This window comes from Azospirillum ramasamyi, from assembly GCF_003233655.1.
In the GTDB taxonomy this organism is placed as follows: Bacteria; Pseudomonadota; Alphaproteobacteria; order Azospirillales; family Azospirillaceae; genus Azospirillum; species Azospirillum ramasamyi.
In genome coordinates this window covers 35,456-54,378 of record NZ_CP029832.1, presented here as the reverse complement: position 1 = coordinate 54,378, position 18,923 = coordinate 35,456, and the positions used below count along the sequence as shown (strand labels likewise).

The 18,923-nt window shown below is 67.4% G+C and carries 15 protein-coding genes; 5 read left to right on the top strand and 10 right to left on the bottom strand.

The window, feature by feature from the left end; translation table 11 throughout:
• Positions 1 to 91: 91 nt before the first annotated feature.
• Positions 92 to 883, bottom strand: a complete 792-nt coding sequence (locus tag DM194_RS19665; protein WP_111069278.1) for an SDR family NAD(P)-dependent oxidoreductase — start codon at positions 881 to 883, stop codon at positions 92 to 94.
• A gap of 291 nt (positions 884 to 1,174) precedes the next feature.
• The gene (gene rpoH / locus DM194_RS19660; protein WP_246024548.1) at positions 1,175 to 2,038 is read right to left on the bottom strand and encodes an RNA polymerase sigma factor RpoH; all 864 of its coding nucleotides are present in this window, start codon (positions 2,036 to 2,038) and stop codon (positions 1,175 to 1,177) included.
• A gap of 837 nt (positions 2,039 to 2,875) precedes the next feature.
• Here rpoH and DM194_RS19655 point away from each other — a divergent pair.
• Positions 2,876 to 4,117: a polysaccharide pyruvyl transferase family protein gene (locus tag DM194_RS19655; protein WP_111069276.1), complete on the top strand. Its 1,242-nt coding sequence runs from the start codon at positions 2,876 to 2,878 to the stop codon at positions 4,115 to 4,117.
• A 17-nt stretch (positions 4,118 to 4,134) separates the two neighbouring features.
• Positions 4,135 to 5,301 carry a hypothetical protein gene (locus tag DM194_RS19650; protein WP_246024547.1) on the top strand — a complete coding sequence of 389 codons (1,167 nt, stop codon included), beginning with the start codon at positions 4,135 to 4,137 and terminating at the stop codon, positions 5,299 to 5,301.
• Between the two features lie 75 nt (positions 5,302 to 5,376).
• On the opposite strand, the gene DM194_RS19645 is transcribed toward DM194_RS19650, so the two are convergent.
• The 5 genes from DM194_RS19645 to DM194_RS19625 form a co-directional block, all read right to left on the bottom strand.
• Positions 5,377 to 6,504, bottom strand: coding sequence for a malate/lactate/ureidoglycolate dehydrogenase (locus DM194_RS19645; RefSeq protein WP_246024515.1), 1,128 nt, complete (start codon positions 6,502 to 6,504; stop codon positions 5,377 to 5,379).
• A gap of 162 nt (positions 6,505 to 6,666) precedes the next feature.
• On the bottom strand, positions 6,667 to 8,343 hold the full coding sequence (locus DM194_RS19640; protein WP_111069275.1) for a methyl-accepting chemotaxis protein: 1,677 nt from the start codon (positions 8,341 to 8,343) through the stop codon (positions 6,667 to 6,669).
• A gap of 83 nt (positions 8,344 to 8,426) precedes the next feature.
• Positions 8,427 to 9,029 carry a histidine phosphatase family protein gene (locus DM194_RS19635; protein WP_111069274.1) on the bottom strand — a complete coding sequence of 201 codons (603 nt, stop codon included), beginning with the start codon at positions 9,027 to 9,029 and terminating at the stop codon, positions 8,427 to 8,429.
• Positions 9,030 to 9,040: 11 nt separating this feature from the next.
• Positions 9,041 to 10,198 carry an alpha/beta fold hydrolase gene (locus DM194_RS19630; RefSeq protein WP_111069273.1) on the bottom strand — a complete coding sequence of 386 codons (1,158 nt, stop codon included), beginning with the start codon at positions 10,196 to 10,198 and terminating at the stop codon, positions 9,041 to 9,043.
• 71 nt (positions 10,199 to 10,269) lie between these two features.
• A complete protein-coding gene (locus DM194_RS19625) occupies positions 10,270 to 11,757 on the bottom strand; it encodes an MFS transporter (RefSeq protein WP_246024514.1) in 1,488 nt (495 codons plus the stop codon).
• Between the two features lie 822 nt (positions 11,758 to 12,579).
• Here DM194_RS19625 and DM194_RS19620 point away from each other — a divergent pair.
• Positions 12,580 to 13,938, top strand: a complete 1,359-nt coding sequence (locus DM194_RS19620) for an Nramp family divalent metal transporter (protein ID WP_111069272.1) — start codon at positions 12,580 to 12,582, stop codon at positions 13,936 to 13,938.
• Between the two features lie 21 nt (positions 13,939 to 13,959).
• On the opposite strand, the gene otnI is transcribed toward DM194_RS19620, so the two are convergent.
• The gene (gene otnI, locus DM194_RS19615) at positions 13,960 to 14,733 is read right to left on the bottom strand and encodes a 2-oxo-tetronate isomerase (RefSeq protein WP_111069271.1); all 774 of its coding nucleotides are present in this window, start codon (positions 14,731 to 14,733) and stop codon (positions 13,960 to 13,962) included.
• A 288-nt stretch (positions 14,734 to 15,021) separates the two neighbouring features.
• Positions 15,022 to 16,038, bottom strand: a complete 1,017-nt coding sequence (locus DM194_RS19610; RefSeq protein ID WP_111069270.1) for a 1-aminocyclopropane-1-carboxylate deaminase — start codon at positions 16,036 to 16,038, stop codon at positions 15,022 to 15,024.
• Positions 16,039 to 16,178: 140 nt separating this feature from the next.
• Here DM194_RS19610 and DM194_RS19605 point away from each other — a divergent pair, with 140 nt between their 5' ends.
• Together DM194_RS19605 and DM194_RS19600 are read left to right on the top strand one after the other, a co-directional pair.
• Positions 16,179 to 16,658, top strand: a complete 480-nt coding sequence (locus DM194_RS19605) for an Lrp/AsnC family transcriptional regulator (protein ID WP_176581472.1) — start codon at positions 16,179 to 16,181, stop codon at positions 16,656 to 16,658.
• Positions 16,659 to 16,874: 216 nt separating this feature from the next.
• On the top strand, positions 16,875 to 17,255 hold the full coding sequence (locus DM194_RS19600) for a hypothetical protein (protein WP_111069268.1): 381 nt from the start codon (positions 16,875 to 16,877) through the stop codon (positions 17,253 to 17,255).
• Between the two features lie 50 nt (positions 17,256 to 17,305).
• Here the strand turns inward: DM194_RS19600 and DM194_RS19595 are convergent, their stop codons facing one another.
• Entirely contained in the window at positions 17,306 to 18,619 is a 1,314-nt protein-coding gene (locus DM194_RS19595; RefSeq protein WP_176581471.1) for an amidase, read from the bottom strand.
• Between the last annotated feature and the right edge of the window lie 304 nt (positions 18,620 to 18,923).

Genomic DNA, 18,923 nt, shown 5'->3' with positions numbered 1-18,923 from the left:
GGCAGGAGTTGCGGAGCGGGCGGTAAGGGCCGCGACTGCCGTTTGAGGGCGAGCGTAAAGCCTGATGGGTCAGGCTTTACGCTCGATGATATCAGTGCTTGCCCGAGCCCGGCTCCGCCATCTTGCGGTGCTGCCGGGCCAGCATGCCCGACGGGGTGACGGTCGCCATCGTCGTCTCCAACTTGTTCTTCCAGCCGGCGACCACGTCGCCCTCGCCCTTCATCATCGCGCCGAAACCGACCTTGGCCACCATCGCCGGATCGTCCTTTTTCCCCTGGGCGACCGCGGTGTCCAGCATGTCGGCGCGCTCGAAGAACTCCGTGTCGGTCGGGCCGGGCATCAGGCAGGTCACGGTGATGTCAGTGTCCTTCAACTCGTCACGCAGCGCAAAAGAGAAGGAGTCGATGAAGGCCTTGGTGCCGTTGTAGACGGCCTGGAAGGAACCGGGCATGAAGCCGGCGATGGAGCCGGTGATCAGGATGCGCCCCTGGTTGCGGGCGCGCATGTCGCGGCCGATTTTCTGGATCAGATAGAGCGTGCCGGTGATGTTGGTGTCGATGACATGGCGGGCCTCGGCAAAATCCTGGTCGAGGAAGCCGTGGCCCAGCCCATGCCCGGCATTGGCCAGCAGCGCATCGACCGTCCGGCCTTTCAGTGCGGCATAGAGGCGGTCCACCCCCTCCAGCGTGGCGAGGTCAGCCTGGACCGTCTCGACCGCACCGCCCAACTTGCGAAGCTCGCCGGCGGCCTGCTCGATCGCCGGATCGTCGGCGGCGATCACGAGGTCGAAGCCGTTGGAGGCACATTGCCTGGCGAGTTCGAGGCCGATGCCGCTGGAGGCTCCGGTCACGACGGCGAGTTGCGTGTTGGCGGCGCGAGCCATGGGACTGCCCTTTCGAAGGATGGCGTTGCCCCGATCAACCACAGCCGCGGAAGGGCGGTTCCTATGTCGTCGGTCCAATACCGGTCGGCGCAGGAAGGAAGACGGCCAGGATACTGCCAATCCAGCTTCCCGACCCGTCCCCCTCGATGAAGCCGTCGCCGGTGTGGTCGAAGCCGGCCAGCGCGGTCATCCCTTTTGGCCGGGCGCAGCAAGACAGCAAAAGGGCGCGGCCTTTCAAAAGCCGCGCCCTGGAATGTTCGCAATCAAAACACGGCCTCCGAACCCGCGCGGTCAGGCGCGGGACAGCAGGCGGTTCTTCTCCATCGCCGCCTGCTCCGTCCGGGCATTGGCAATCACCGCCTTCTGGAGCTTCTCGAAGGCACGCACCTCCAGTTGCCGGACGCGCTCGCGCGAGACGCGGAAGGTCTGGCTCAGTTCCTCCAGCGTCAGCGGCTCGTCCCGCAGGCGGCGGGCGACCAGGATCTGGCGCTCGCGGTCGTCCAGCACGCCCAGCCCCAGCTTCAGGAACTGCTGGCGCCGGCTGCGTTCCTCGGAGTCGGCAAGCGTCGCCTCCTGGTCGGGACGATCGTCGGCCAGCAGATCCTGCCATTCGGCGTCGCCGTCCTCCGACAGTCCGACATTCAGCGAACGGTCGTTGCCCAGGCGGCGGTTCATCTCCACCACCTCGGCCTTCGACACGTTCAGTTCGGTGGCGATACTCTCCACCGCCTCCGGCGACAGGTCGCCGCTCTCCAACTCCTGCATCCGCGCCTTCAGGCGGCGCAGGCTGAAGAACAGCTTCTTCTGGCCGGCCGTGGTGCCGATCTTCACCAGCGACCAGTTGTGCAGGACATATTCCTGGATCGCCGCCCGCACCCACCAGGACGCATAGGTGGCGAAGCGGAAGCCCTTGGAGGGATCGAACTTCTGCGCCGCCTGCATCACGCCCACATTGCCTTCCGCCACCAGATCGGCCAGCGGCAGGCCATAGCCGAGATAGCCGCGGGCCATCTTGACGACGAGCCGCAGATGGCTGCCGACCAGCTGGTCGAGTGCCGCCGGATCCTGGCGGTCATGCCAGCGGACGGACAGCTCATGCTCCTGCTCGGCCGTCAGGTACTGGTACTTGCGGGCATCCTGCAGGTAGAGCTGCATCGGTTCGGCGGTACGGGGCTCGTTGACACGAGTCTTGGCCGCGGAGGATTCGGCGGTGCGGGATTGGGCGGTGCGGGTTTCAGCGTTTCGCTGCATGGTGTCTCTGTCTCTCCCAACCGACGGAAACGGCGCCGCAGGGGCTTGCCCCACCGCGTCGTTCGGGTCGGTCCTGTTGACGTTGGGTTTGCTTGTTCATTGCGTTGCCGGCATTCGACGCTGCCGGACGGCGTGCACCAGTGACGGTGCCGGATCGTGAAGGGGTCCTCTCCAGCCCCGCGGGCAGCGCCGCGACCGGGGAAGGATCGCGGCAGCCGGCACGCCACAGAGCCGGAGAGGAGAGGCAGGGCCACGCCGTTCAGCGCAGCCGAACCAAAGAAAACGGATCGATCACAAAAGCGGAAACCATCCTGCAGGGGCCGGCGCATTCAACGGCGCAACGGACATTATATAGGATTTTTGACAACGGATTAAAGGGGCGCCCAGGCGAATTCTCCTGGCACCTTAGCTTACGCTTGGCTCCGCGTCTCAACCGGCGGGAAACTTCGGCTGAAATAGGACGGTGCACCACCGGATTCAAGTCCATCGCTCTGCTGCCATGCCGTCTCATGCCTCCGAAGGATTTTGTTCGAATTCAGAAGCATTTCCATGAATTTCCATTGAAGACTCCATCATCTTCCGGTCAACAATCCATCGTTAGCCTACTTTGCATAGAAATTCAAAGCATAGTCTGCGAAATTCCTCTTTGTGTTATTTTTTGGATGTCACTTGCGGCCCTACCTATTCTGCGCATACCGTCGGTTGGTTTCCAGCATCCACCGACCCGAGGCTAGAGCCGACATGCTTGAAGACATCGTCACCGATACTCCTGTCGACCGGCCGCACACTTCCGGGCAAGCTTCCGGTCGCGTGCCGTCCCAGCCTTTGCGCGTCGCGGTGCTGTGGAAGACCCCGAATCTCGGCCTGTATTCGAACGCCGCATTCGACGACCTGTACAACGGCATCGGGCACAACAACGGCAACCTCGCCTTCGTGCATTCGATCTGCAGCCACATCACCAATCCGGTGAAGCATTTCAGCTGGGGTTCCTCGGCCGAGACGCTGCGGAACAACGCCGACATCATCGTCATCCCCTGCGCCAACCAGTTGGGTCGCCACACCGATTACGGGCAGATGGCGGAGAATCTGGAGAAGTCGGGCCTGCCGATCGTCGCCATCGGCCTCGGCGCCCAGGCGAACAGCTATGACCACGACATCGAACTCAACCCCGGCACCCTGCGCTGGGCCCAGGTGATCGCGGCGTCGAACCCGTCCTCCGCCACGTCGCCCAACATCTACACCCGCGGCGCCTACACCACCGCGCAGTTGGAAAAGCTCGGCATCACCGGCTCCCTGCCGGGCGGCTGCCCGTCGCATTTCCTGAACCAGGCGCCGGGGCTGGGCCGCAGGATCCACGCGAACTGGTCGGCGCTGGACCTGCCGCGCTCGATCACGGTGGCCGGCGGCCATCAGGCCTGGATCAAGACGCGGGAGATCGAACACCAGCTGATCGCCCTGATGATGGACCCCATCGCGCCGGGCCAGTACATCGTCCAGTCGATGGGCGAGATGATCAAGGCTTCGCGCGGGCTGTTCGACGGCATCGACGCGCATGCGCTGAAGGAAATCCACCGCCACACCGTGCCGCACTACTCCTTCGAGGAGTTCAAGGCCTGGTGCCGGAACTACATGCGCTCCTACTATGACGTGCCGGCCTGGATGGACAATCTGCGCCAGCAGGATCTGACCATCGGCTGCCGCTATCACGGTGTCGCCCTGGCGATCCAGGCGGAGCGGATGGGCCTGACGGTGACCATCGATTCCCGCACGCGCGAATTGTGCGAGAACACCGGCGTTCCTTATGTCGACGCCGCCGACCTGACGGCGCCGTTGACCCGCAGCCGCCTGAAATCGCTTATCAAATTCGATCCCGACGCCTATGACCGCCACCGCGCGGAATCGGCCGCCCGCTACCTGGATTTCCTGGTCGCCAACCGGCTGCAGCCGGCCCCCTTCCTGAAGTCCATCGCCGCCGGCAAGTGATGCAGGCCGTGTCGCCGATGCTGCGCCGCCGGACCGCGGCGCTCGCGCTGTCGCTGGGCCTCGCCATGTTGTCGGGGACCGCGGCTGCGCAGGCGCTGACGGTCAGGAAGGCCGGGGAGCTGGAAACCGTCACCTCCTGGCAACGCGACGCCTGCGCGAAGAGGGACGCGCCGGACACCCCGGCGCGCGCCTTCCGCGACGCCGGCGGCACCGTGCATCTGATCGCCTCGCATTCCACCGCGCGGGCCCTCACCGGCCCGTCGCTGGACTCGGTGCGCCCCAACTGCGCCGTCATCTTCCAGGGCCATGGACAGGACGACCCGCGCCTGCACGACGACCGCAGTTGGATCTCGTCCTTCTATACGCTGGACGGCAGCACGGTCTTCGCGCTGGTCAGCAACGAGTTCCATGCCCAGAAGCGGCGGGCGCTCTGCCCGTCCGGCGACTATATGCGCTGCTGGCGAAACAGTATCACCGCGGCGGTCTCCACCGACGGCGGGGCGAGCTTCCGGCTGAGCGCGGCGCCGCCCGACCATACCGTCGCGACCTTGCCCTATCCCTACAGCGGCGACGCCGGCCGGCGCACCGGCTACTTCGCGCCCACCAACATCGTCCGCCATGGCGACCATTGGTACGCTTTCTTCTGGGCGGAACGCTTCGGCGCGCAGAAACGCGGCGCCTGCCTGATGCGGACCGACAACCTCGCCGATCCGCAATCCTGGCGGGGCTGGGACGGGAAATCCTTTACGGTCCGCTTCGTCCGCGACGGCCAAGCCGACGACCCGCCGGACGCGCATCTCTGCGCCCCGGTAGCCCCCGGAGTTCTCCAAGGCACCGTCCGCAGCATCGTCCGCCACCGGGCGAGCGGCCAGTTCATCGCCACGCTGGCAGCGACCCGCGACGGGCAGACCGGCATCTGGACCGCCACCTCGCCGGATCTGCTCAACTGGTCGAAGCCGCAACTGCTGTGGACGGCCCCCCTGCTGTTCCGCTACGGCTGCGGCGATGCCGCCGCCTTCGACTACCCCGCCCTTCTCGACCCCGGCAGCCAAAGCCGCAATTTCGAGGATATCGGCGGAACCGCCTATCTCTACATGACGCGGCTGAACCTGACCTGGTGCAAAATCACCTGGAACCGCGATCTCGTCCGCATGCCGGTCGAGATCTCCACATCCGGGCCGTAACGGAAACGCCCCCGGAAAGGCGACCGGCCCGCATCCCGGATGCGAATCCGGAATGCAGGCCGAGCAAAAGGCCGATCAGGCCAGAAACTCCGCCAGTTCCACGCCGCGCTCCCGGCCAAGGCTGTCCAGCATCGCCAGGGTGGCGCCGTCGAGCGGGATGCCGTCGGCCAGCCGCTGCCGGCGGGTCCGGCTTTCCGGCTCGCCAGGCAACTGAATGGACTCGGCGCCGGTTGCGGTCGGCGTGTCGCGGATATAGGCGACCAGATCGTCGAGGTCCGCGGCCCACCGGGCGTTGCCGCCGCGTGCCGGGTCGAAGACGATGGCGAACATGTTGTTCATCACCCGGCCGGAATCCTGGTGCGACGGCGTGCCGGGCATCGCCGACGCCAGCGCCCCGGCCAGCACGTCGCACATCAGCGACAGGCCGAAGCCCTTGTGGCCACCCAGCGGCAGCAGCGCGCCGGAGGGATCCTGGAACATCACGCCGGGATCGCGGGTGGGGTCGCCTTGCCGGTCGAGCAGCAGGCCGGGCGCCATCTCCTGTCCCTTGCCCATGGCGACGCGGCATTTGCCGACTGCCACGGCGCTGGTGGCGAAATCGAGGATCAGGGCCGGAGTCTCCTGCGTGGCCGGGATGGCGATGCAGATCGGGTTGGTGCCCAGCCGCGGCCGGGTGCCGTCATGCGGCGCCACCGCCGGGCGGGTGACGACATTGACGAAGGCCAGGACGACGAGCCCCGCATCGCTGCACTGCTCGCCATAGGAGCCGACCCGGCCGATGTGATGGCTGTCGCGCAGGGACAACACCGCCAGCCCGTCCCGCCGCGCCCGCTGGATGGCGAGGTCGGTCGCCTCCCGCGCGATCACCTGACCATAGCCGCTTCCGCCCGCGACCGACAGGAAGGGCCCCGACTCGCCGATCACGGTAGCGTGCTGGTTGGGGCGCAGCAGACCGGCGGCGATGGCCGGCATATACATGGCGAGCATGCCGACGCCGTGGCTGTCATGCCCGCGCAGATTGGCCTCGATCAGATGGTCGGCCACAACCCGCGCCTCTTCCGCCTCGCTGCCGGCCGCCCGCAACAAGCGGCGGACGGCCTCGGACAGCCTGCCGGCCTGCACCGGCCGGATGCCGGTCCCATAGACGCCGGCATTGAAGGATGCCGCAGCGGCGAAGGGGTCTCTTTGAATCTCGGTCATCATCTGCCTTCCCGATGGGCAACCGCCGCCACCGGGCGACGGCCCCATTTCCGGTGCCTATTTGGTCCCGGCTGCACAACCGGAACAAGTGCGGAAATGGAAGGGCGGAATCCGACCGGGGCGACTCCCGGCGGCACGGGCCGCCGGGAGCCCATCACCTTCGGGTCAGGCCGCGTTGACCTCGGCCACGAAGCGACGGACCTCGTCCTTCAGACGCTCCGACTGTTCCGACACGTTTTCCACGCTGGTGGACACCAGGCGCATCCGCTCGCTGGTGGTGGTCATGGTCGCCGACAGCGAGCCGACGCTGCTGGTGACCTGACGCGAGTTGTCGGCGGCGGCGCGGGCGTTGGCGAAGATCTGGTGGGTCGCCGCCTCCTGCTGCTGCACGGCGGACGCCACCTCGCCATTCAGGGCGCTTAGGTTGGTGATCAGGCTGGCGATGCCCTCGATGGCGCCGATGGCGTTGGCGGTCGCCGCACGGATCGCCCCCACCTGCGATTGGATATCCTCGGTCGCCTTGGCGGTCTGGGTGGCGAGGCTCTTCACCTCGCTGGCCACGACGGCGAAGCCCTTGCCGGCCTCACCGGCGCGGGCGGCCTCGATGGTCGCGTTCAGCGCCAGCAGGTTGGTCTGCCCGGCGATGGAGTTGATCAGTTCAACCACCGCGCCGATCTGCTCGGCGGCGGACGCGAGGCCGGTGACGATGCCGGTGGTGTTGGACGTCTCCGTCACCGCGCGCGACGCGGTCTGGGCGGCGCTTTCCACCTGACGGCTGATGGCGGCGATCGACCCGCGCAGCTCCTCGCTGGCCTGGGCGGCGGATTCGACGCTGTCGGACGCGCCCTGGGCGGCGCCGGCGGCGGCATGGGCCTGATCGGTGGTGCTGGCCGCGTCGTTGCTGAGGGCGGCGGTTCGCTCGTGCAGGGCGACGGTGGTGGTGCTGAGCGTCGCCACGACCTCGTCCATCGCGCGGGCGAACTCGGCGGCGCGGGCGGACAGGCGCTCGCGCTGGATGTCGCGGGCGGCGCGGTCCAACTCGGCACGCTCGGCCTCGTCGCGGGCGGTCTGCAGGGTGGTGGCGAGGCCGGCCACGGCGCGGGCCATGTCGCCGATCTCGTCCGGGCGGTCGGCATGGGGCACGGCGACGGTCAGGTCGCCGCCGCCGATGCGGCCCAGCACGTCGCGAACCGCCAGCAGCGGACGCGACAGTCCGCGCGAGACCCAGATGCCGATGCCGACGCTGATCGCCAGCAGCAGCAGGGTGACGCCCACTTCACGCAGGGCGCGGGCCTGGAATTCCTCCTCGACGTCGTCGGTATAGACGCCGGTGCCGATCATCCACTGCCAGGGCTGGTAGCCGGTGGCGTAGGCGATCTTCGGCGACGGATCGGCGGCGTCGGTGCGCTTGTGGCGGAAGGCGACGAAACCGCCGCCGGCCTTGGCCGCGTCCGTCATCTGCACGTTGAAGGGAACGCCGTCGGGATCCTTCAGGTTCAGCAGGTTCTTGCCCTCGACCTGCGGGCGCAGGCCGTGGACCAGGCTGACGCCCGAATAATCATAGATGAAGAAATACTCGCCGTTGCCGTAGCGCATTGCGCGCACGGCGTTGCGGGCAAGCTCCTGCGCTTCGCCGCGCTGCAGCTTGCCGGCCTTCTCCTGCTCGCCATAAAGCGCGATCACGGAGGATGCGGCGTCGACCATCTCCTTGACCTTGGCCTTGCGCTGTTCGATCAGGTTCGTGCGCATTCCCGTCAGGTGGACGGTGGCACCGGCGAGCGTGCTGAGCAGCGCCACGCCGAACACCAGCAGCATCAGCCGCGTACCAATCTTGAGCTTCATTACGCCCTACTCCTCAGTCCTGATCCACGCGGCTCCGCATGGCATCCATGTATCGTTCGGTTTGTTCGGTTGGTCGTCTTCGGTCAGGCCGCGCATCCGGCCAGCCTCTCCAGCTGGTCGCAGCGCCACCGTCCCGGCCCGCCCGGCGGGGCGGACAGGCGGGTGAAGGCCACGACCTCGCAATTCTCCAGTTCCACCCCCGGCCGTCCGGCCAGACGGTGCAGCAGGATGCGGCCGATCCCCTTGCTGCCGACCAGCAGCGGCCGGCGGGCCAGCAGGCCGGCGGACGAGGCGGCGAGTTCCTCCACCCCGTCGAGGACGCGCGCGGCGAACACGCCCTCGCTCTCCCCGCCCGGCGGAGTTTCGCCGGCGGCGAACCAGGGGCGGGTCAGGTCGATCGGCAGCCCGTTCCACCGCCCCAGCCCGCGTTCGCGCAGCCAGTCGCGGTGGATCAGCGGGACGCCCAGCGCCTCCGCGAACAGGGCGCCGGTGACCGCCGTGCGCCGCAGCGGTCCGGCGATCACCAAGCCGCAGTCGTGGCCCTGGGCGCGGAAGCGCTTCGCCGCAAGGCGGGCCTGCTCGACGCCATGTTCGGTCAGCACGATGTCGCGGTCACCGCCGCAGCGCACGCCGCGGCGGTTGTCCTCGGTCTGGCCGTGGCGCACGAAATGGAACCGGTCGGTCATCGCCCGCTCCCTCACCGGAACAGGAGGCGGTCGGCCCCGGCGGTCCAGCCGACGGTGCTTTCCGCCGGCCAGCCATGGGGGGCCGCCATCCAGCGGCGCAGGGCATCGATGTGCAGCGGATCGCTGAGCGTCGGGGTATGGCCGACGTCCGGCACATGGACGACGCTGACCCGCGGCTTTTCCAACATCCGCGCGATCGTCGAGTCGAGCAGGGCGTCGCTCATCATGCCGTGGACCAGCAGGACCGGGCAGGCGACGCGCTGCCAGTCGTCCCACTGGTCGTGATCCTGGGCGGCGGCGTCGCGGTAGCATTGCAGCGCTCGGATGTCGTGACGGTAGACGCGGCCGCCGTTCTCCTCCGACCAGCGGGTCTGGTGGAAGCTGTTGTGCAGCAGCACGGTGTCGTCCACCGGCCCGTCATTCTTCTGGGCCGCGCCGGTGCGGTGGAACAGCTGTGCCGGGTGGCGGAAGACATAGTGGCGCGCGACCGATTCGGCGCGGCGGCGGCGGCGCTCGTTCGGGATGAAGGGGCCGATGTCGTTGAGGATGAGGCCGCGGACCAGTTCCGGCGCCTGGGCCGCCACCCGCATGGCGACATTGCCGCCGAGCGAGGAGCCGAGCAGAGTCACCGACCCCAGCCGCTTGTGCCGGATCAGCGCCATCACCTGGGCGACATTGCCGTCGAAACTGTAGTCGGACTGTTCCGCCAGCCAGCCGCTGCGGCCCCGCCCCGCCCAGTCCAGGCACAGGACATGGTAGTGGCGCGACAGGGCGCGGGCGATGTAGTCGAAGCGCCGGGCAGAATTGGCGATGCCGCCGAGGCAGATCAGCGCCGGATTGCGCGGATTTCCCCATTCCGTGTAGGCGAGGCGGATGCTGTAGTCGTTTCGCAGCCGCTCCACCGTGCCGGGCTGCAGTTCGGCGCTGTGTGTGTAGTCGAAATGGCGCAGGGTATGGCCGGCCCCGATCAGCGGCTCGACCACCCGCATGATCGTCTCGTAGGTCTTCCAATTGATCTCTTCGACCGATCCGATGCCGATGGCATCCAGCGTGGCGCGCAGCGCCTCCATCGCGCGGCCGTGGCGGCCGTCGACAGGAAGGGTCTGGCCACCGCAATGCGGCGGGGCCGGCATGGCGCGAAGCGGCTCCACGAGCATCTGGTCAGGCATGGGCGTCTTCGCCTCCGTGAGAGATGGGTGGGGAATCGAGGAATGCGGAAAAGACGGAATGGTCATCGTGTTCATGGGACTGCGCCCTTTCCGGCCGTCCGTGACGCGGGGGCCGCGGCCGGGGCCAGCAGGAACACCGCGCAGAAGGCCGTGCCGCACAGCACGCCCAGCGCGCCAAGCGTCACCAGCGCCGCCTGTATCCCGAAGCGGTCGGCGACGGCGGCGGCCAGCAGCGGACCGGCGACCGACCCGCCCCGCTCCAGCAGGCGGTAGACGCCGAAGACGCTCGATTCGCCCATGCGGGCGCATTCCGCACGGCAGATCTCCGGCACCAGGGCCAGTTGGGTGGCGTTGTTCAGGGCGTGGGCGACGCCCAACGCCGCGATGCCGGCCAGGATGCCCGGAACACCCGGATCCTGAAGAATCGCCAGCGCGCCCGCCCCGCCGACCAGCCCGCCGATCCCGGCGAACAGGGCGTGGCGGCCGGTGCGGTCGGCCAGCCGCGACACCCAGGGACCGAGCAGCACGATGATCAGCCCGTAGGTCATCATCAGCCGGCCGATCCCGGCCGGGGTTTCGCCCGCCGCGTGGAGGGAAACCGGAACCAGATAGAAGAGGTAGCCGGTCAGCATCAGCTTCGTCGGCACCGACGAGAACAGCAGCAGGGCGACGAAACGCTGATTGGCGAGCAGGCCGCCAACGTCGCCCAGGCGGAAGCGGCGGGCCCGCCCACGCTCCCCCCGGTCGGCCGGCAGCAGGGTCGCGGCGGCGAAAGATGCTGCCAAGGCCTGCAGGGCCGAGGCTGCGAAGGTGGCGCGATAGCCGAGAAGGTCGGCCAGAATTCCGCCCAGCGGCGCACCGCACAGCCCGGCGACGACCACGGCGGCGACGAATTGCGCCATGCCGCGCGCGCGCTGTCCGGCCGGGGTGTGGCGGGCGATGAAGCCCTGCGCCCCGATGAACATCACCGCATAGCCGAGCGCGCAGGCGCTGCGCCACAGCAGCAATTCGGCCATCGAGCCGGCCAGCGCCGTCCCGGCGAAGCCGGCGACCGCCGGCAGGGTTCCCAGCAGTAGGGTGCGACGGCTGCCGAAGCGGTCCGCCCAGGCACCGGCGAAGGGGGTGAAGACCGCGACCAGGGCCATGAACAGCCCGATCGGCAACCCCATCATCAAGGTTTCCGACAGGCCGGGCACCGGCGTGTATAGCTCGCGCGTGTAGAGCGGCAGGAAGGAGCGCGACAGCTCTTCCGCCAGCATGAACAGGAACAGCGCGGCGCGCATCCCCGCCACCGCCGATGCGGGTAACGGTGCCGAGCGGCGCGGCGGCGCGGCGAGCAGAAGCAGAGCCTCGAACGCCAGCAGAAGCGAAACGAGCAGCAGAACGGCGCCGTCGAAGAGGACGCCGCCGAGCGCCTCTGCCGGCAGCACGGAGGCCAGTTGCGGCAGCACCCCGGCCGCGAATGCGATCAGTGCCGCCGCCACCATCATGACCGCGCGCAAGGGCGTGGCTCCAGCCGCACGCAGCAGGGCCGGCGTCAGCAGGGCAGACAGTGCCACCGCGGCCAAAACCGCAGCGGCAACCGTCAGCGAACGGTCAAGAAAGCCATTGATTGCAACCTGTGCGGCATCGGACTCAATTGCCAATGCATAGTTTGTATAAAATTTAGCGCAAACAAGAAAATATAGGGTAACGAGGCTAGTTGTCGTGATAACAGGCAGAGTCACGCGCGGACGTGCGACCGAATTTGGGGGCATGGGAAGCTCCAGACACACAACCGCCTTCAAGAGGTTGGCCGGAGACTAAATCGTAACTCCAAATAATTGGTAAACTGAAATTGCGATGAAAACAAAAATGCATTCTTGATTGCTACATATCCCAGTATTCATTTGGCTCATGCCACTGATACTTTGTATATTCTATAAAATGCCGATAGATATTCGTAGCGCTAGGAAACCAGCGGATTTTTTGCGAAATGACCCCGTGTTTTTCTGCGTTATACCGCATACGAAAGCAATCACCCCCCATTGCCCCAATAAAAATCTCAGGATGCGGTGCAGCATATGCTGTTCGTCGCTATTTCAAATTGGAGTGCTGCCACCATCTCCGCGCCAAGCGGGTTCAGCGGGGAGCCATGCAGACAAATCACCCCACACCCGCATATCAAGATTGCAAGGAGCGCTGCAGTGGCGACTTCTGCGGGAGCCAGTGAGGCGGAGTGACGGTCAACCGCCGCAACCCTTCGGAACACGCATCCTTCGGGGGGTGGCTGACGATTCCGGCAAAAGGTTCGGGTTCGGAAAACATAGCAGCTTGCATACTCATTGTCCCGACGCATACTTGAATGATACCAATTCGCAATTCGGCCAGGAGTCCCGCCAATGCCGGAAGCCGAAGCCGCCCGGCCGACCCCGAATGCCTGGAGAAATTCCGGCCCGGACGACGAGAACCGGCCTAGCCTGCCGGAAGTCCACGCCTCCGTCGCGGTGCCGCAGGGCGGACTGTGGCTGCGCCGGATGCTGGCCTTTGCCGGGCCGGGCTACATGGTGTCGGTCGGCTATATGGATCCCGGCAACTGGGCGACCGATCTCGCCGGCGGGTCGCAGTTCGGCTACACGCTGCTGGCCGTCGTCATGTTGTCGAACCTGATGGCGATCCTGCTGCAATCGCTGGCCGCAAGGCTCGGCATCGTCACCGGGCGCGATCTCGCCCAGGCCTGCCGCCACCATTACCCGCGACCGGTCAACCTGATGCTGTGGGTGGCGTGCGAAGCGGCGATCATCGCCTGCGACCTTGCCGAGGTCATCGGCACCGCCATCGCGCTGAACCTGCTGTTCGGCATCCCGCTGATCGGCGGCGCGCTGATCACCGCGCTGGACGCCTTCCTGGTCCTGCTTCTGATGCAGCGGGGGTTCCGCTATCTCGAAGCCTTCGTGATCGCGCTGCTGGCGGTCATCGCCGGCTGCTTCATCGTGCAGATCGCCGCCGCGGCGCCGCCGGTCGCCGCCGTCCTGCAGGGCTTCGTGCCGTCGGCGGAGATCGTCATGAACCCCGAGATGCTCTATATCGCCATCGGCATCCTGGGGGCGACGGTGATGCCGCACAACCTGTACCTCCATTCCTCCATCGTGCAGACGCGGGCCTATCCGCGGACGGAGGAAGGGCGGCGCGACGCCATCACCTGGGCCACCGCCGACAGCACCATCGCGCTGATGCTGGCCCTGTTCGTCAACGCCGCCATCCTGATCCTCGCGGCCAGCGTCTTCCACGGCAGCGGCCATACCGAGGTGGCGGAGATCGGACAGGCGTTCGAACTGCTGTCTCCCCTGCTCGGTCTCGACATCGCTTCGACGCTGTTCGCGGTGGCGTTGCTGGCCTCGGGGCTGAACTCCACGGTCACGGCGACGCTGGCCGGCCAGATCGTGATGGAGGGCTTCCTGCGGCTGCGGCTGCCCCACTGGGCGCGCCGGCTGCTGACCCGCGGGCTCGCCATCATCCCGGTGGTGGTGGTGACGGCGATCTTTGGCGAACGCGGCACGGCCCAGCTTCTGGTGTTCAGCCAGGTGGTGCTGTCGATGCAACTGCCCTTCGCGGTGATCCCGCTGGTCCGCTTCGTCACCGACCGCAGCAAGATGGGCAGCTTCGCCGTCCCCGGCTGGGTCGCCACCCTGTCCTGGATCGTGGCCACGGCGATCGTCGTGCTGAACCTGAAGCTGCTGTACGACACCGTCCTGGCTTGACGGCCGAACGGTCGCAGCCGATCAGTCGCGATAGGGGCCGAACCAGCCGAGTCCGTCCTCGGTCCGGCCCCGCGGGCGGTATTCGCAGCCGACGAAACCGCCATAATCCAGCCGGTCCAGTTCGGCGAACAGGAAGGGCCAGTTCAGTTCCTCCCCGTCCGGTTCCTGGCGGGACGGAACCGACGCGATCTGGATGTGGCCGATCATCGGCATCAGCCGGCGCAGGGCCATGGTCACGTCGCCATGCAGGATCTGCCGGTGGTAGATGTCGAACTGCAGCCGGACGTTCGAGCGGCCGATGCCGGCGATCAGTCCTTCCGCGGCGGCGAAATCATTCAGGAAATAGCCGGGCATGTCGCGGCCGTTGATCGGTTCCAGCATCAGTTCGATGCCGCGTTCGCCCAGCGCATCGGCGGCATGCAGCACCGCGTCGCGATACCGCGCAGCCGCCGCCGGGTCGCCGGAATCGGCCAGCCCGGCCATCAGGTGCAGCCGCCGGCAGCCCGTCGCCTCGGCATAGCGCAGCGCGGCGGCGACGCCCGCCTTCACTTCCCCGAAGCGGCCGGGCAGAGCCGCCAGCCCCCGCTCCCCCGCCGCCCAGTCGCCGGGCGGCATGTTGAACAGGGCCTGGGTCAGGCGATTGCGCTGCAGGCGTCCGGCGATCTCGTCCGGCGCATGGTCGTAGGGGAACAGGCACTCCACGGCGCGGAAGCCGGCATCCGCCGCGGCGTCGAAGCGGTCGAGGAACGGACGCTCCGTGAACATCATCGTCAGGTTTGCGGCGAAACGGGGCATGGCGCGGACCGGCCTTGGCGGGAGGAATATCCGGGGGCCGGCCCCGGCGGATGCGGCCGGACAACCAGCCATATCAGCGCGGGATTCAAGAGCAGCCGTTCCAAAAGGTCAAGGCCGTCCCGGCCGGACTCGTATCATCGGGCGTAAAGTCTGACCCATCAGACTTTACGCTCGCCCTCAGACGGCGGGCGCGGCCGTCCGGCCGCTTGCCTTCGCAGGCATGGGCCTGCGGGGCCGCAATCGCGGCCCTTACCGCCGAGCGTAGGTCAGGACTTGCGCTCGGCGGTATCAACCGTTGCGGTAGGTGTAGCTGTAGCCGTTGATCGCCGGCGCGCCGCCAAGATGGGCGTAGAGCACCTTGGAGCCCTCCGGGAACCAGCCCTTCCTGACGAGGTCGATCATGCCCTGCATCGACTTGCCCTCATACACCGGGTCGGTGATCATCGCCTCGGTGCGGGCGGCGAGGCGGATGGCCTCGTTGGTCTCGGCGCTCGGCACGCCATAGGCGGGATAGGCATAGTCCTCCAGGATGACGATCTCGTCGTCGCGGACCTTGCGGCCCAGTTCGACGAGTTCGGCCGTGCCGTCGACGATCTGACGGACCTGGCTGCGGGTCTGCTCCGGCGTGCCGGAGGCGTCGATGCCGATCACTCGGTCGGCCCGGTCATCGGCGGCGAAGCCGACGATCATGCCGGCCTGGGTCGACCCGGTCACCACGCAGACGACGATGTAGTCGAACCTGAAGCCGAGTTCGGCTTCCTGCTTGCGCACCTCCTCGGCGAAGCCGACATAGCCGAGCCCGCCATATTTGTGCACCGACGCGCCGGCCGGAATGCCGTAGGGCTTGCCGCCGGCATCCTTGACCGACTGGATCGCGTCCTCCCAGCTCTTGCGGATGCCGATGTCGAAGCCATCTGGAACGATGCGGCTATCCGCCCCCATCAGGCGGGTCAGCAGGATGTTGCCGACGCGATCATAGACGGCATCCTCGTGCGGCACCCAGCTTTCCTGCACCACGACGCATTTCATGCCGATCTTGGCCGCCGTCGCCGCCACCATGCGGGTGTGGTTGGATTGCACGCCGCCAATGGACACCAACGTGTCGGCCCCCGACGCGATGGCGTCCGGAACGATGTATTCCAGCTTGCGCAGCTTGTTGCCGCCCATGGCAAGGCCGGAGTTGCAGTCGTCGCGCTTGGCGTAGATCTCGACCTTGCCGCCGAGCGCGTCGGTGAGCCGCGGCAGAAACTCGATCGGGGTCGGGCCGAAGGTGAGCGGATAGCGTTCGAAACGGTCGAGGCGCATCGTGGCATGCTCCAATGGTGAGGTGGAGCAACGGTATCATCCGATTTTTGAAAGGTGCTTCCATAGTTCGGCCATCAATTTCCGACTATCAGGCTATTGCCGGCTCTTATTGAGACGAATAGCCTCTTCTCAGGGCAAAAATGGAAGAGTCTTTCATGGCTGAAAAGCTCGATGCGGTGGATCGTCGGATTCTGCAACATCTACAAAGGGATGGACGGATGACCAACGCGGATGTCGCCGCCGCCGTCCATGTCAGTCCGGCGACCTGCCACCGGCGCACCCAGCGCCTGTTCGGGGACGGTTATATCCGGTCCGTGCGGGCGGAAATCGCGCCGGCCAAGGTGGACCGCGGGACGCTGGTGATCGTCGGGGTCGTGCTGGACCGCTCGACGCCGGAAAGCTTCGGCGACTTCGAGAATGCGATCCGCAAGCTTCCCTTCGTGCTGGACTGCCATCTGGTCGCCGGCGATTTCGACTTTTTCCTGAAGATCCGCGTCAGCGACATCGCCGATTTCAACGAGTTGCACGGGCGGCAACTGATCGCCCTGCCCGGCGTGCGGCAGACGCGGACCTTCTTCGTGATGAAAGAGGTCATCGACAACGCCCTGCTGGATTTCTGAACGGAGCGCCGGCCGTCGCCGTTCCCGAGCATGGCGCCCCTCCAACGACGGCCAAGGGATTGCTGCCATGCCGCCTGGAACGCAGCGGACGCCGGTTCACCGCAGGCTGTGCCATGTGACTTTCCGCAGTTCCTCTTGTGATTGGCTGCGCCGGACGGCGGAGCCGGGTATGCTCCCCGCCGCGACCAAGGTGTAAAGGACAGCAAGGGGACGGGAATGGCGACCAGACGGCGCAAGTTACCACGAAAGCGCAAGGGCCGGCAGGTGACGGCCGTCCGCGGGACGGCGGCGGACACCATCAACACGGGCCGGCCGTCGCCCGGCGGCCTCACCACGGCGGTGCGGGGGGCGGCGGCGAGGGCGACGGCGGTGCCCGGCGCCAAGGGGCGCAGGCCAAACTTCTCCGCCACGCCCGATGCCGCCGCCGGGCGCTTCCTCAGCCCCGAACAGCAATATCTGCTGAAGAAGCGGCGCGAGGCGGAGCAGCGCGAGGCGAGGGACCGCCGCACCGCTCTCGCCATCATCCTGGCGCTGGTGCTTGTCGTGGCCGGGGCGGTTGCCGGGCTGGTCTGGCTCTGGCGCTCTCCGGTCGCCTGAGGGAAACCCGGGGCAGCGAGAGCAACCGGGGCAACCAGGGCAACCGGGTCTCAGGCCGCCAAGGCGGCCTCCAGACCGGCGGCGATGCCCAGAAGGCTGCGGTCGCTGCCCCGGCGGCCCATCGCCATCAACCCGACCGGCAGCCCGGCGGTCGGCACCGGCAGCGAGATCGCCGGCACGTCGAACAGATTGGCGATGCGGGGGTTGCGCAGCAGCAGCAGGTTGACGCGGTGGAAGGCGGCATCCTCCAGCACATCGGCGATGGCGGGAGCCGTCAGCGGAACGGTCGGCAGCAGCAGAACCGGATGACGGGCCATCCGCTCGTCCATCAGGCGGATCAGATCGGCGCGGCGGCGCTGCATGCGGACGTAATCGGCGGCGGGCGTCCGGCCGCCGGCCTCGATGCGGGCGCGGGTCTTGGGATCGATGCCGTCCAGCGCCGTGATGCCGAGTTCCGCCAGCGTCGCCGCAAGCTCGATGGCGGTGAAGACGCCGATGCGGTCCAGATCGGCCAGGGCGTCCAGTTCCGCGTCGATGGAGCCCTCGACAATCCGGGCACCGGCGGCGCGCAAGCGGTCCAGCGCCCCCTCGAAGGCGGTGGCGACCGCCGGCTCGACCCCGTCGAACAACCGCCCGCGCGGCACCAGGAAGGACTGACCGGCAACCGGCAATGGACCCAGCGCCGCCGGGTCGCCGTCGCCCAGAATTGAATCGAGCAAGGCCGCATCCGCGACCGTCGCGGCGACCGGGCCGACGACATCCAGCGACCGGGACAACGGGAAGGCCCCCTCGGCCGAAAGGCGGCCGGAGGTCGGCTTGAACCCCACCGCGCCCGACAGCGCCGCCGGAATGCGCAGCGAACCGCCGGTGTCGCTGCCGACCGCGAGTTCCGCCATGCCGTCCACCACCGAGATCACCGCACCGGACGAGGAACCGCCCGGCACCCGAGAGCGGTCGCGCGGGTTGCCGGGATTGCCGTAATGGGGGTTGATGCCGACGGCGGAGAAGGCGAACTCGGTCATGTGGGTGCGGCCGACGATGACGGCGCCGGCGGCACGAAGCCGCGCCACGGCACGGGCGTCGCGCCGGGCGGCGGGCTGGCCGCGCAGAATGGCGGAGCCGGCCGCGGTGGTGTCGCCCGCCACATCGAACAGCGCCTTGACCGAGACGATTCGGCCGTCGAGCGGCCCCAGCGGCCGGCCTGCCGCGGCCCGGCGGTCGCTGGCTGCGGCGGCGGCACGAGCCTCGTCGGCATAGACGTCGGTGAAGACCATCGCGCCCTGCCGCTCCGGGTCGGCGATGCGGGCAAGCGCCGCCTCCAGCCGGTCGGACGCGGACGGATGGGGGATGGCGGATACGGACATGGCGGGTTCCTGGCAAGTCAAGGGGCGGTCCTGACCAAAGCGGGACGTCCCATCGCATGTGCCACATCGGCATCAGCTTGGCGACCAGGATCATGCGGCCGATGGAACGGGCAACGGCGACAGATGCCGGCGCCGCTCGCAACCGACAGAGCCTTTTGGCTACTTTAGATTTTTATCATTCTCCCGTGTGGAATCATCCTGAACCCTACCTTCGTCTAGGTATTTGCCCTTCGGCCGATGGCGCGTGCCGATGGCCTGTGATAAGCAGGAGAGAATGAAGCGGACCGAGCAGACACACGGCCGA

What these genes read in the sequence shown, in the direction of transcription:
- DM194_RS19610 (WP_111069270.1), bottom strand. Translation starts at nt 16,038, where the DNA reads ATGCGCCTCGACCGTTTCGAACGCTATCCGCTCACCTTCGGCCCGACC.
- DM194_RS19620 (WP_111069272.1), top strand. Translation starts at nt 12,580, where the DNA reads ATGCCGGAAGCCGAAGCCGCCCGGCCGACCCCGAATGCCTGGAGAAAT.
- DM194_RS19650 (WP_246024547.1), top strand. Translation starts at nt 4,135, where the DNA reads ATGCTGCGCCGCCGGACCGCGGCGCTCGCGCTGTCGCTGGGCCTCGCC.
- DM194_RS19640 (WP_111069275.1), bottom strand. Translation starts at nt 8,343, where the DNA reads ATGAAGCTCAAGATTGGTACGCGGCTGATGCTGCTGGTGTTCGGCGTG.
- rpoH (WP_246024548.1), bottom strand. Translation starts at nt 2,038, where the DNA reads ATGCAGCTCTACCTGCAGGATGCCCGCAAGTACCAGTACCTGACGGCC.
- DM194_RS19595 (WP_176581471.1), bottom strand. Translation starts at nt 18,619, where the DNA reads ATGTCCGTATCCGCCATCCCCCATCCGTCCGCGTCCGACCGGCTGGAG.
- DM194_RS19645 (WP_246024515.1), bottom strand. Translation starts at nt 6,504, where the DNA reads ATGATGACCGAGATTCAAAGAGACCCCTTCGCCGCTGCGGCATCCTTC.
- otnI (WP_111069271.1), bottom strand. Translation starts at nt 14,733, where the DNA reads ATGCCCCGTTTCGCCGCAAACCTGACGATGATGTTCACGGAGCGTCCG.
- DM194_RS19630 (WP_111069273.1), bottom strand. Translation starts at nt 10,198, where the DNA reads ATGCCTGACCAGATGCTCGTGGAGCCGCTTCGCGCCATGCCGGCCCCG.
- DM194_RS19635 (WP_111069274.1), bottom strand. Translation starts at nt 9,029, where the DNA reads ATGACCGACCGGTTCCATTTCGTGCGCCACGGCCAGACCGAGGACAAC.
- DM194_RS19605 (WP_176581472.1), top strand. Translation starts at nt 16,179, where the DNA reads ATGGAAGAGTCTTTCATGGCTGAAAAGCTCGATGCGGTGGATCGTCGG.
- DM194_RS19655 (WP_111069276.1), top strand. Translation starts at nt 2,876, where the DNA reads ATGCTTGAAGACATCGTCACCGATACTCCTGTCGACCGGCCGCACACT.
- DM194_RS19665 (WP_111069278.1), bottom strand. Translation starts at nt 883, where the DNA reads ATGGCTCGCGCCGCCAACACGCAACTCGCCGTCGTGACCGGAGCCTCC.
- DM194_RS19600 (WP_111069268.1), top strand. Translation starts at nt 16,875, where the DNA reads ATGGCGACCAGACGGCGCAAGTTACCACGAAAGCGCAAGGGCCGGCAG.